The organism is Streptomyces sp. NPDC059851 (genome assembly GCF_042732005.1).
Classification (GTDB): Bacteria; Actinomycetota; Actinomycetes; order Streptomycetales; family Streptomycetaceae; genus Streptomyces.
Genome location: NZ_JBHWJJ010000015.1, coordinates 90152 through 102513, shown reverse-complemented (window position 1 = coordinate 102513; position 12362 = coordinate 90152). Strand labels below are relative to the sequence as shown.

Below are 12362 nucleotides of genomic sequence, written 5' to 3'. Positions count from 1 at the left end.
GGAGGGAGCTCCCTCCCGCACGGGCCCGACGCGTGCTGCGGTGCGTCGGTCGTCAGTACTTGGCTTCCGGGCCGAGCCGGCCCAGGCGGCTGTTGGCGCGGCTGTACGCGAAGTACACGATGATGCCGATGACCATCCAGATGGCGAACCGGGCCCAGGTCTCGGCCGGCAGGTTGAGCATCAGCCAGAGCGAGGCCGCGATCGACAGGATCGGGACGAACGGCACCCACGGGGTGCGGAAGGCCCGGTGCAGGTCGGGGCGGGTCTTGCGGAGGATGATGACGCCGAGCGCCACCACCACGAAGGCGAACAGGGTGCCGATGTTCACCAGTTCGGCGAGGTTCTCCAGGCTGGTGAAACCCGCGACGACGGCGATGACCACACCGAGCAGGATCGTCGCACGGTAAGGGGTGCGGTACTTCGGGTGGGTGACGGAGAAGACGCGCGGCAGCAGGCCGTCACGGCTCATCGCGAAGAACACACGGGTCTGACCGAGCAGCAGGATCATGCAGACGGTGATCAGGCCGACGGATGCCCCGAGGCTGATGGCACCGGCGAAGAACGGCTGGTTCACGGACTTGAAGGCCTCGGCGAGCGGGGCGCTCGGCGACATCTGCGTGTACTTCTGCATGCCCGTGACCACCAGGGTGACGGCGACGTAGAGGATGGTGCAGATGAACAGCGAGCCCAGGATGCCGCGCGGCATGTCCCGCTGCGGGTTCTTGGTCTCCTCGGCCGCGGTGGCCACGACGTCGAAGCCGATGAACGCGAAGAAGACGAGCGAGGCGGCCGTGAAGATGCCCATGACGCCGAAGTTGGTCGGCTCGTAGCCGAACATCAGCTGGACCAGCGGTGCCTTCCAACCGCTGACCCCTTCGGGCTGCGGCTCGGCCGGGGGGATGAACGGCGCGTAGTTGTCGGCCTTGATGAAGAACAGGCCCGCGACGATGACCAGCAGCACCACGGTGACCTTGATGGCGACGACGATCGCGGTGATCCGGGCCGACAGCTTCGTTCCGATGACCAGGATCGCGGTCAGCGCCAGGACCAGCAGGAACGCCAACAGGTCGAAGCTGCCTCCCGCATCGGGTCCGGAGAGCGCGACGGGCATGTCCCAGCCGAGGTTGGTGTTCATCAGGTGCCGGACGTACCCGGACCAGCCGACCGCCACCACCGCGGTGCCGAGCGCGAATTCGAGCACGAGGTCCCAGCCGATGATCCAGGCGGGTAGCTCGCCGATCGAGGCGTAGGAGAACGTGTACGCCGAGCCCGCCACCGGAACGGTGGACGCGAACTCGGCGTAGCACAGGGCCGCGAGGGCGCAGACGACACCCGCCGCCACGAAGGCGAGGGAGGTGGCGGGACCGGCGTTGTTGCGGGCCGCGATGCCCGTCAGGACGAAGATGCCGGTGCCGATGATGACACCGACACCGAAGATGGTCAGGTCCCAGGCCGAGAGCGACTTCTTGAGGGCGTGTTCCGGCTCCTCCGTGTCGCGAATGGACTGCTCCACCGTCTTGGTGCGGAAGGGGCTGTTGATATCCGTACTCACCGACGCACCTCCGAAAGGTGTCGACGCACACGAACGGGCCGGGAGGCCCACTCTTCAAGAGTGATCTCCCGGCCCGTGACGTGCAACCGCGCATCGATCTAGGCACCGTGCGCAGAGCGATATCCGGACGGGCCCGCCCCGGGCCGCCGGACGGGTTCCGCTAGTCGACGGCGGCGGCCGGCTCGGTGTCGAGGCGCCCGTCCAGCTTGGCGACGAGCCCGGTGACCTGCCGCGCGATGTTCGGGGCGGTCAGCCCGATCTCGGCCAGGATCTCCTTGCGCAGGGCGTGGTCGAGGAAGCGCTGCGGGATGCCGAAGTCGCGCAGCGGCACGTCGACGCCCGCGTCGCGCAGCGCCTGCGCGACCGCGGAGCCCACACCGCCGGCGCGGCCGTTGTCCTCGACGGTGACGACGACGCGGTGCCGCTCGGCCAGCGGGGCGAGCGCCTCGTCCACCGGCTTGACCCAGCGCGGGTCGACGACGGTGGTGCTGATGCCCTGCTTGTCGAGGAGGTCGGCGACCTCCAGGCACATCGGGGCGAGCGCGCCGACCGAAACGAGCAGTACGTCCGGCCGGGTGACCTCGGGGGCCGGGGCGCGCAGCACGTCCATGCCGCCGATCCGGCCGACGGCCGGGACGGCCGGGCCCACGACGCCCTTGGAGAAGCGCACCACGGTCGGGGCGTCCTTCACCTCGACGGCCTCGCGCAGCTGGCTGCGCAGTTGCTCGGCGTCGCGGGGCGCGGCGAGCCGCAGGCCGGGGACGACCTGAAGGATCGACATGTCCCACATGCCGTTGTGGGAGGCGCCGTCGTCGCCGGTGACGCCGGCCCGGTCCAGGACGAAGGTGACGCCGCACTTGTGCAGGGCCACGTCCATCAGGACCTGGTCGAAGGCGCGGTTGAGGAAGGTGGCGTACACCGCGAAGACCGGGTGGACGCCGCCCGTGGCGAGGCCCGCTGCGGAGGTCGCGCCGTGCTGCTCGGCGATGCCGACGTCGTAGATGCGCTCCGGGAAGGCCTCGGCGAACTTGTTGAGGCCGACGGGGTGGAGCATGGCGGCGGTGATGCCGACGACGTCGGGGCGCTCGTGGCCGATCTTGACCATCTCGTCGGCGAAGACGGAGGTCCAGCTGGCGGCGGCGGTCTTCACCGGCAGGCCGGTGTCGGGGTGGATGACGCCGACCGCGTGGAAACGGTCCGCCTCGTGCTCCAGCGCCGGGGTGTAGCCGCGCCCCTTCTGGGTGAGGCAGTGGACGATGACCGGGCCGCTGAAGCGCTTGGCGCGCTGGAGGGCGGACTCCAGGGCCTCGATGTCGTGGCCGTCGATGGGGCCGATGTACTTCAGGCCCAGGTCCTCGAACATGCCCTGCGGCGCGATGAAGTCCTTCAGGCCCTTCTTCGCACCGTGCAGGGTCTCGAAGAGCGGCTTGCCGACGACGGGCGTGCGCTCCAGGATCTCCTTGCCGCGGGCCAGGAAGCGCTCGTAGCCGTCCGTGGTGCGCAGGGTGGCCAGGTGGTTGGCGAGGCCGCCGATGGTGGGGCCGTAGGAGCGCTCGTTGTCGTTGACGACGATGACCAGCGGGCGGTCCTTGGCGGCGGCGATGTTGTTCAGCGCCTCCCAGGCCATGCCGCCGGTCAGGGCGCCGTCACCGATGACGGCGGCGACGTGGTGGTCGGTCCGGCCGAGCACCTCGTTGGCCTTGGCGAGGCCGTCGGCCCAGCCCAGGACCGTGGAGGCGTGGGAGTTCTCGATCACGTCGTGCTCGGACTCGGCGCGCGAGGGGTAGCCGGACAGGCCGCCCTTGGTGCGCAGGCCACCGAAGTCCTGGCGGCCGGTGAGCAGCTTGTGGACGTAGGCCTGGTGGCCGGTGTCGAAGAGGATCCGGTCCTTCGGCGACTCGAAGACCCGGTGCAGGGCGATCGTCAGCTCGACCACACCGAGGTTGGGGCCGAGGTGCCCGCCGGTCTTGGAGACGGCGTCGACGAGGAAGGACCTGATCTCGGCGGAGAGCTGAACCAGCTCCTCCTGGCTGAGCCGGTCCAGATCGCGCGGTCCCTTGATGCGGGTCAGCAGCACCCGTGCCTCCTTGCAGTTGCTTGCTGGTCTGTCGAGTCTAATGTTCCGTCGGCGACCCCGGTCATCGGGCTGCCGCAAGCGGGTCACAGCTTTGTCATTCCTGTGCGTATCCACCCGATGTCACACATCACATTCGGGTGCATATCCGCACATGTGCCCGCCGTCGTCGACGAACTGATGTACGCACAGGTGCCCGGTGCCACGAGGAGTGGCACCGGGCACTGTGACCGGTCTTACCGCGCCGGGCGTGCTGTCAGACGCGTCCGGCCGTCTTCTGGGTCTTGCGGGTGACCGAGTCGATCACCACGGTGGCCAGCAGCACCGCACCGGTGATCATGTACTGGACGGGAGTGGCGATTCCCTCGAGAGCCAGACCGTACTGGATCGAGGTGATGACCATGACACCGAGGAGGGCGTTCCAGGTCCGGCCCCGGCCGCCGAAGAGGCTGGTGCCGCCGATGACCGCCGCGGCGATGACGTTCATCAGCAGGTCGCCGGCGCCGGCGCTCTGGTTCGCCGCCGCGATCTTGGAGGCCCAGAAGAGCCCGCCGACGGCCGCGAAGGTGCCCGCGATGGAGAACACCGCGATGCGGATGCCGGTGACGTTGATGCCCGCACGGCGGGAGGCCTCGACGCTGCCGCCGAGGGCGAAGACGTTCCTGCCGAAGGTGGTGCGGCGCAGGACGAAGTCCGTTCCGACCAGGACCAGCACGAAGAGCACCACCGCGAGCGGGAGGCCCTTGTACTGGTTGAACACCACGGCGGGGCCGAAGGTGAACACCGCGAGCAGGCCGGTGCGCAGCAGCAGCTCGCTCAGCGGGCGCGACGGGACGCCCGCGGCCGCCCGACGCTTGTTGTCGGTGAAGGCGGCCAGGAAGTACCCGGCCGTGGCGACCGCGGCGAGGCCGTAGGCGGCGGCCACGTCCGTGAAGTAGTACGTGGTCAGCTGGCCCACGACACCGTCGGAGTCGATGTTGATCGTGCCGGTGCTGCCGAGGATCTGGAGCATCGCACCGGACCAGAACAGCAGGCCCGACAGGGTGACGGCGAAGGCCGGCGCGCCGACCTTGGCGAAGAAGAAGCCGTGGATTGCGCCGATCAGGGCACCGCCGCCGACCGCAGCCAGGATCGCCACCCACTCGTTGACCCCGTTGGTGACCGCCAGGACGGCGAAGAGGGCGCCCGAGACACCGCTGACCGAGCCGACCGAGAGGTCGATCTCGCCGAGCAGCAGCACGAAGATGATGCCGACGGCCATCATGCCCGTGGCGACCATGGTGATCGCGATGTTGGTGAGGTTCTCCGGGGAGAGGAAGTTCTCGTTCAGCCCCTGGAAGATTCCCCAGATCACGATCAGGCCGATCACGACCGGGAGGGACCCCAGGTCACCGGCCTTCATCTTGCGCCGGAACTCGCTGAGGTAGCCGGTCAGGCCCTGCTCGCGGACGAGCAGGCGAGGGTCCACCGCGGGGATGGCGTCGGCCGGGGCGGCGGGGTTGGCCAACTGGGCCACCTCTTCCGCATGGGTGTGGTGTTCGGTGCTCACTTGCGAGCCTCCCCGGTGCGGGCCGCCCGGCGGGTCACGGCGTTGTCCGTAGCGCCCGTGATGGCGGAGATGATCTCTTCCTGCGAAGTGTCGGCGACCTTGAAGACACCGTTGTTGCGGCCCAGCCGCAGGACGGCCACCCGGTCGGCGACGGCCTTCACGTCGGCCATGTTGTGGCTGATGAGGATGACCGCGTGACCGCGCTCGCGCAGCCGCTCGACCAGGTCCAGGACCTGCGCGGTCTGCTCGACGCCGAGGGCGGCGGTCGGCTCGTCGAGGATGACGAGCTGGGGCTCGCCGAGCATCGAACGGGCGATCGCCACCGTCTGGCGCTGCCCGCCGGAGAGCGAGGCGATGGGGATACGGACGCTGGGGATCCGGATGGACAGGGTGGTCAGGAGCTCGCGGGCGCGGCGCTCCATCTCCACCTCGTCCAGGACACCGCGGCGCTTGAGCTCGCGGCCCAGGAAGAGGTTGCCGACGACGTCGATGTTGTCGCACAGCGCGAGGTCCTGGTAGACCGTCGCGATGCCCAGGTTCTGGGCGTCGTGGGGCTTGGTGATCGTGACCGGCTTGCCCTCCCACTCGATGACGCCGTCATCAATGGGGTGCACGCCGGCGATCGTCTTGACGAGCGTGGACTTGCCGGCGCCGTTGTCGCCGACGAGGGCGACCACCTCGCCGGAGTGGATCTCGAGGTCTACGTCGGTGAGCGCCTGGACGGCGCCGAACCGCTTCGAGACCCCTCGCAACGCCAGCACGGGCGCAGCGGACACATGAACCATCTCCTTCGCCGCCTGACCGGCGGGGATGTCGTGCAGTAAGTGCAGGAGCGGGGTGGGTGGGGAATCGTTTCTGCCCGGCGTCCCGCTGGTGGCGGGGATGAGTGGGCGGGGCGCCGGGCAGGCGCGGGGGTCCTGGTGGACCGGAGGCCGCGGTGGCGGGCCCCCGGGCCTGCAGGACGCTGGGGCCTCGCACGGCCGGGAGGTCCGTGCGGGGCCGCGGCCGGCCCGTGGGGCCGGCGTGGCCTACGTGTGGCCTTCGTGGAGGCCGGTGCGGTCTACTTCAGGCCGAGGGCGGTGCAGGCGGCCGCGTACTTCTCGGTGCAGATCTCGTCGGCCGTGTAGACACCGTCCTTGATGACAGTGTCCTTGATGTTGTTCTTGGTGAGCGAGACGACCGGGACCAGGACCGAGGGGATGCCCTTGGTGGTGGGGCTGTCGACCGTGGAGGTGGTCACGCCGTCGAGCTTCTCGCCCTTGGCGAGGGCGACGGCCATCTTGGCGGCGGCCTCGGCCTCGGGGGCGTAGGGCTTGTAGACGCTCATGAACTGCTCACCGGCGACGATGCGCTGGACACCCGCGAGCTCCGCGTCCTGGCCGGTGACGGGGGGCAGGGGGTTGATGCCGGCCGCCTTGAGGGCGGTGATGATGCCGCCCGCCATGCCGTCATTGGCGGAGTAGACGCCGATGATCTTGTCCTTGCCGAGCGCGGAGATCGCGCCCGCCATGTTGGTGTTGGCGTTCTCCGGCTTCCACTCCTTGGTGTCGTACTCCTTGCCGATGTTCACCTTGCCGTCGAGGACGGAGTGGGCGCCCTTCTTGAAGAGGGCGGCGTTCGGGTCGGTGACCGACCCGTTCATCATCACGATGTCGCCGTCCTTGGCCTTGTCGCCCAGGGCCTCCAGCAGGGCCTTGCCCTGGACCTTGCCGACCTCTTCGTTGTCGAAGGAGGTGTAGGCGTCGATCGGGCCCTCGGCGAGGCGGTCGTAGGAGACGACCGGGATGCCGGCCTCCTTGGCCTTCTTGATCGAGCCGGCGATGGCCTTGGAGTCGACCGCGTCGACGATCAGGACGTTCACCTTGTTGGTGATCATCGTGTCGACCTGGGAGTTCTGCGTGGTCGCGTCCTGCTTGGCGTTGGCGTAGACCACCGTGCCCTTGCCACCGGTGAGCTCGGCGACCTTCTTCTCGATGAGCGGCTTGTCGAACTTCTCGTAGCGCGCGGTCTGGTTCTCGGGCAGGAGCAGACCGACCTTGATCGCACCGCCAGCGGCGGCGGCGGAGGTGCCGGACTCCTTCGGCTTCTCACCGGCCTCCTTGGCGCTGCCACAGGCGGCGAGGGACACGGCCATGGCGCCGGTGGCGACGACTACGGCGGCTCTACGCATACGCGTGTTCATTTCCTGAACCTCCCTGACGAGGCCGCGACGGTGCGGCCGAGGTGGGAGGAGTCAACCTCGGCCGCAAGTTTGTCGTCAAGGAGTGAATCCTTAACGAGATGACAACGGTGCCATCCGTTATCTAACTGAAGGCAAGAGCTTCGGCGACTGCGAATCGGCCAGAAGGGTTGAATCGCCCATTTCGCTGAGCACCAGCGCGAGCGCCCCCAGCACCTCCGCACGGCTGCCCAACGAGCCGGTCAGGACGGAGAGTTGGCGTGCAGCGCTGGGGATCGCGTACCGCCCCACGGACTCGCGTATGGGGGCCAGGACCAGCTCCCCGGCCTCGGCCAGCGAACCGCCGAGCACCACCCGGCTCGGGTTCAGGACGTTGCAGAGGTTCGCGACACCACTACCCACATGGCGGCCCACGTCGGCGATGACCCTGCGGCATCCGGGGTCGCCCTCACGGGCCAGCTCCACGACCCGCTCCATGGTGAGTTCCGGCCCGTGCGTGCCCTGGAGCAGCGGCAGGACGTAGCGGGCCGCGGCGAAGGTCTCCAGGCAGCCGCGGTTGCCGCAGCGGCAGACCGGCCCGGACTCGTCCAGCGTGATGTGCCCGATCTCCCCGGCCGTGCCGCCGGGGCCACGGTAGATCTGCCCGTTTATCACCAGGCCGGCGCCGACACCGCTCGCCACCTTGATGTACGCCAGGTCCTTGACCCCGCGGCCGCTCCCCCACACCAGCTCGCCGAGGGCGCCGAGGTTGGCGTCGTTGTCGACGTACACGGGCACCCCGAGGCGCTGCGACAGCTCCTGGCGCGGGTTGATCCCGGCCCAGCCCGGCAGGATCGCGGTGGAGCCGAGGGTCCCGGACTCCACGTCGATCGGGCCGGGGACGCCCAGGCCCACGCCGATGACCTTCTCCAGGCCCACGCCGATGCCCGCGATCAGCTGCCCGACCAGCACTTCCGCCCGGTCGAAGCCGTCGGCCCAGGAGGCGTCCACGTCCATCGGGGCCGACTCCTCGGCGAGCACCTGGTGGGCCAGGTTGCCCACCGCCACCCGCAGGTGGGTGTGGCCGAAGTCCACTCCGATCACGATGCCCGCGTCGCCGCTGAGGGAGACGCTGCGCGCCCGACGGCCGCCGGACGAGGTGTCCTGGACCTCGACCGTCCCACCGTCCTTGAGTTCGCGGACGATGTTGGAGACCGTGGCCGCCGACAGTCCGGTGGACCGGGCGATCTCCGCCTGGGTCAGCGAACCCGCGAGCCGCACCGCCCGCACGACCCGCTCGAGATTCGCACGGTGCAGTGAAGACTGCGATCCGGGAGTCTGCACGACTCATCCACTCCTGCCCATAAGCGACGGCCGGCCGTCGCCCCCCGGCCGGCGATCGCGGACTGGAGTCTCCGAGACGCCGGCGTCTCTCCAACTTGTGAACCCTAAGTCGAGCTCTTGGGCATCCACACGTCAAGAGGCGGACACAGCACGAATCTGCCCTTATCGGTCATAAGTATGAGAGACATCCTTCTAGATCGTGCTGTGACGGGCGCGCGCTACTTCAGGGTCGCGGAGGTCAGGCCGGCCTGGATCTGGCGCTGGAAGGACAGGTACACCACCAACATCGGGACCATGGCGATGGTCACACCGGCGAAGAGCACCGGCAGGTCGGTCTCGTACCCCATCTGGTACTGGAGCTGGATCAGGCCCTGGGTGAGCATGTAGCGCTCGGGATCGGACCCGGTCTGCGGCTGCATCAGCACGGACGGCAGGATGTACTGGTTCCACTGCCCCAGGACGTTGAAGATGCCGACGCTGATCAGGCCCGGTTTGGCCATCGGCAGCATCACCTGGAAGAAGATCCGGGCGTCGGAGGCCCCGTCGATCACCGCCGCCTCGTGCACGGCCGTCGGCAGCGTGCGGAAGAAGGAGTGCATGAAGAAGACCGTGAACGGCATCGAGTAGGCGACGTAGACCAGGATCAGGCCCTGGTAGGTGTTGAGCATGTCGAGGCGCTTGACCATGAAGAAGAGCGGGACGAGCGCCAGGAAGACGGGGAACATGGCCCCGCTGACGAAGAAGTAGTAGATCACCCGGTTGCCCGGGAAGGGGTAGCGGGCCAGGACGTACGCGGCCATGGAGCCGAGCAGCATGGTCAGCGGCACCGAGAACGCCATCACGATCAGGGTGTGGGCGAAGTAGTCGCCGATGCCCTTGTCCCAGGCCCGGGAGAACGCGTCGAGGTGCCAGTTGGAGGGCCAGCTCAGGGCCGACCCGCCGATCTCGGAGTCGGTCTTGAACGAGCCGAGCGCCAGCCAGACCAGCGGCAGGACGATCAGTACCGCCCAGACGGCCAGGAACCCGTGCGAGAAGACGTTCAGCGCCGTGCCGTCGGAGCCGCCGCCGGATCCCTGCGCCGGGCCGGCTCCGCCGGCCCGCTCGTCCGAGCGCTCTCCGGGCGCCTTGATCACAGTGGTCATCGTGGTCTCCCGCTCAGAACTCGATGCGCTCGCGGCGGGTCGCGCGCAGCGTGACGACGGAGAGGATCAGGGTCAGCAGGAGCATCACCACGCCCATGGCGCAGGCGTAGCCGCTCTTGCCGAAGTACAGGAAGTTGCGCATCAGCACCGTGGCCATGACCTCGCTGTGGTGGTCGGGTCCGCCGCCGAACTGTCCGGAAGTCATCGTCGAGACCAGCACGAACATGTCCATGGCGGCGATGCCGAGGTAGACGGCGGAGGTCTGCACGGAGTCCCACAGCAGGGGCAGCGTGACCTTGAGGAAGGTCTGGGCGCGCCCCGCGCCGTCGAGCAGGGCGGCCTCGTAGATGTCCCTGGGTACGGACTGCATGGCCGCCGAGAAGAGGACGAGGTAGAACCCGACCCCGTGCCAGACCACCACGGACAGCAGGCACCACAGCACCAGGTCCGGCTCGTTGAGCCATTCGACGGGGTGGGCCGGGTCGACCAGGCCCAGCCCGGTCAGCAAGCCGTTGAGCAGGCCGCCCCCGTCGCTGCGGTACACCGCGCCGAAGAGGACGGCGAGGATGGCGAGGGAGAGCACCTGCGGGAAGAAGTAGACGATCTTGTACACGGACGAGCCGCGCACGCCCCGCACTCCCCCGGCCCCGCTGCGCCCTCCCGCGTTCACCATGAAGGCGAAGAAGAGGGCCAGCAGGATGGTGAGGGCCGGGACGAACACCAGGAGCAACAGGTTGTGCCAGAGGGCGCCGAGGAAGACCTGGTCCTTCAGCAGGGTCGTGTAGTTGTCCCAGCCAACGAAGCCGAAGGTGGGCGACTGGCCCGACCAGTCGGTGAAGGAGTAGCCGAAGGTCTGGACGTACGGCCAGATGACGAAGGTCAGGTACAGCGCGAGCGGCAGGAAGAGGAAGCCGGTGAGGAAACCGGCCCGCCCCCTCCCCTTGGCTACGTGGCTCATGGTGTCCGTCCGTCCATCCGTCGGTGGCGTCAGCTGCGGCGGTTGTTCTTCGCGTTCGGGTCCTTGGCGGCCTTGTCTACCGCAGCCTGGGCCCGCTTGATCCATTCCTTTGGCTGGATCCGCTTGGCCATCAGCTCATTGGACGCGTTCTGGATCTCGGTGTCCATTTCGCTGTACCAGTCGGGGTACATGTAGTTGAAGGTGTTCGGTCCGGCCGCCTTGACGGCCGCCACGGCCGACCGGGTGCCCGGCCGCAGCGTGACCCCCGGGTCGACGCCGTCCTTGACGACGGTGAGGGAGTTGGCCTGCTGGGCGAAGAGGGTGGACCATTCGCGTGACAGCATCGAGCGCAGGAACTCCAGGCCCCCGGCCTTGTTGGCGGCCTTTTCGGGGACGATGAAGGGCTCGCCCGCGCCGGCCCGGATGGCCTCGAACGGGAGCTTGCTGTCGGCGAGGACCGGCACGGGCAGGAACTTCATGTCGAAGTCCGCGGGGGTCTGCTTGAGCTGCTCGTTCTCCAGCCAGGAGCCGGAGGGGATGAAGGCCGCCCTGTACTGGTTCCAGGCGGTCTGGGACTCGGTGTGGGTGAGCCCGTTGGTGCCCGCCATGAGCAGGCCCTTCTCGACGACCTCGTAGACCGCCTCGACGGCGGCCAGGGCGGCCGGGTTGCCCGCGAAGGCGCCCGGCTCCAGGTTGTCGATGGCCTTCATGGCCTCCAGTCCGCCCTTCTTGGCGATCAGGTCCATGATGACGACGTTGATGTAGTACGGGTACTTGCCCTGGTGGGCGAGGCCGCCGATGCCTGCGTCCCTGGCCTTGGTGCAGACGTCCAGGAACTGGTCCCAGGTCTTCGGCTCGGTCCAGCCCTTCTCCTTGAACAGCTTGCCGGAGTACCAGAACCCGAAGACCGTGTAGACGTAGTAGAGGGCGACGAACTTGCCGCCCTGGGTGCCCTGTTCGATGGTGCCGGGGATCAGGACGTCGCGGATCCTGCGGTTCGGGTCGTCGAGGGAGGGTGCGTCGAGGAGTTGGGTGAGGTCGGTGAGCTGGCCGCCCTTGGCCAGTACGTCGATCTTGATCTGCTGGGCGCCGGCGTCGTCGACGACGTCGGGCGGGTTGCCGCCGTTGAAGCGGGGTTGGAGCTTGGCGGCGATCTCCTGGGTGCCCAGGTGGGAACTGGTGGTGCCCCACTTCTTGTCGAAGGCGGCCTCCCAGGACTTCGCGTAGTCGTCACCGAAGCCGCCCTTGAAGATGACGACGTCGAGTTTGCCGCCCTTGGCTACGCCGAAAGGGTTCTCCTTGGTGACGGGCCCTTTGACGGGGCCGTTCGCGGAGGCGTCGCCGCCGGAGGCGCAGCCGGACAGGAAGCCCATCGCCGGTGCCGAGACCAGTCCGAGTGCGGCCGAGCGCTTGATCAGATCTCGGCGGCCCACGCCCTCGCCAGTGGATCCCATGCTCTTGTCCTCGCCTTCGTCCGAAGTGTGAAGGAGGCCGGGAATCAAGGCGGTTGTGGTACGCGCGGACGCCGCCGCAGCTCCCCGCCCATCCCCCCGTCCGGAGCCGCACGGTAGCGGCGAGCCGGACG

General features: G+C 68.5%; 9 protein-coding genes. All 9 read right to left on the bottom strand.

Translation table 11 applies throughout. The features are described from left to right. Positions 1-52: 52 nt before the first annotated feature. Entirely contained in the window at positions 53-1552 is a 1500-nt protein-coding gene (locus ACFV7Q_RS07885) for an amino acid permease (protein WP_385424977.1), read from the bottom strand. Positions 1553-1712: 160 nt separating this feature from the next. Then, the gene (dxs, locus tag ACFV7Q_RS07880; protein ID WP_385424975.1) at positions 1713-3629 is read right to left on the bottom strand and encodes a 1-deoxy-D-xylulose-5-phosphate synthase; all 1917 of its coding nucleotides are present in this window, start codon (positions 3627-3629) and stop codon (positions 1713-1715) included. 253 nt (positions 3630-3882) lie between these two features. Then, positions 3883-5175: a sugar ABC transporter permease gene (locus tag ACFV7Q_RS07875; protein WP_385424972.1), complete on the bottom strand. Its 1293-nt coding sequence runs from the start codon at positions 5173-5175 to the stop codon at positions 3883-3885. Next, positions 5172-5960 carry an ATP-binding cassette domain-containing protein gene (locus tag ACFV7Q_RS07870; protein WP_385424969.1) on the bottom strand — a complete coding sequence of 263 codons (789 nt, stop codon included), beginning with the start codon at positions 5958-5960 and terminating at the stop codon, positions 5172-5174. Before ACFV7Q_RS07870 ends, ACFV7Q_RS07875 begins: the two co-directional genes overlap by 4 nt. Positions 5961-6235: 275 nt before the next feature. After that, the gene (locus ACFV7Q_RS07865) at positions 6236-7357 is read right to left on the bottom strand and encodes a substrate-binding domain-containing protein (protein ID WP_385424967.1); all 1122 of its coding nucleotides are present in this window, start codon (positions 7355-7357) and stop codon (positions 6236-6238) included. 117 nt (positions 7358-7474) lie between these two features. Beyond that, a complete protein-coding gene (locus tag ACFV7Q_RS07860; RefSeq protein ID WP_385424964.1) occupies positions 7475-8677 on the bottom strand; it encodes an ROK family protein in 1203 nt (400 codons plus the stop codon). Positions 8678-8895: 218 nt separating this feature from the next. After that, positions 8896-9819 (bottom strand): carbohydrate ABC transporter permease, encoded by a 924-nt coding sequence (locus ACFV7Q_RS07855; protein ID WP_385424962.1) that lies wholly within the window; start codon positions 9817-9819, stop codon positions 8896-8898. Positions 9820-9832: 13 nt separating this feature from the next. After that, positions 9833-10777 (bottom strand): carbohydrate ABC transporter permease, encoded by a 945-nt coding sequence (locus tag ACFV7Q_RS07850; protein WP_385424960.1) that lies wholly within the window; start codon positions 10775-10777, stop codon positions 9833-9835. A 29-nt stretch (positions 10778-10806) separates the two neighbouring features. Beyond that, positions 10807-12231, bottom strand: coding sequence for an N-acetylglucosamine/diacetylchitobiose ABC transporter substrate-binding protein (gene ngcE / locus ACFV7Q_RS07845; RefSeq protein ID WP_385424958.1), 1425 nt, complete (start codon positions 12229-12231; stop codon positions 10807-10809). Positions 12232-12362: the final 131 nt, after the last annotated feature.

What these genes read in the sequence shown, in the direction of transcription:
- ACFV7Q_RS07850 (WP_385424960.1), bottom strand. Translation starts at nt 10,777, where the DNA reads ATGAGCCACGTAGCCAAGGGGAGGGGGCGGGCCGGTTTCCTCACCGGC.
- ACFV7Q_RS07865 (WP_385424967.1), bottom strand. Translation starts at nt 7,357, where the DNA reads ATGAACACGCGTATGCGTAGAGCCGCCGTAGTCGTCGCCACCGGCGCC.
- ACFV7Q_RS07855 (WP_385424962.1), bottom strand. Translation starts at nt 9,819, where the DNA reads ATGACCACTGTGATCAAGGCGCCCGGAGAGCGCTCGGACGAGCGGGCC.
- ACFV7Q_RS07870 (WP_385424969.1), bottom strand. Translation starts at nt 5,960, where the DNA reads ATGGTTCATGTGTCCGCTGCGCCCGTGCTGGCGTTGCGAGGGGTCTCG.
- ngcE (WP_385424958.1), bottom strand. Translation starts at nt 12,231, where the DNA reads ATGGGATCCACTGGCGAGGGCGTGGGCCGCCGAGATCTGATCAAGCGC.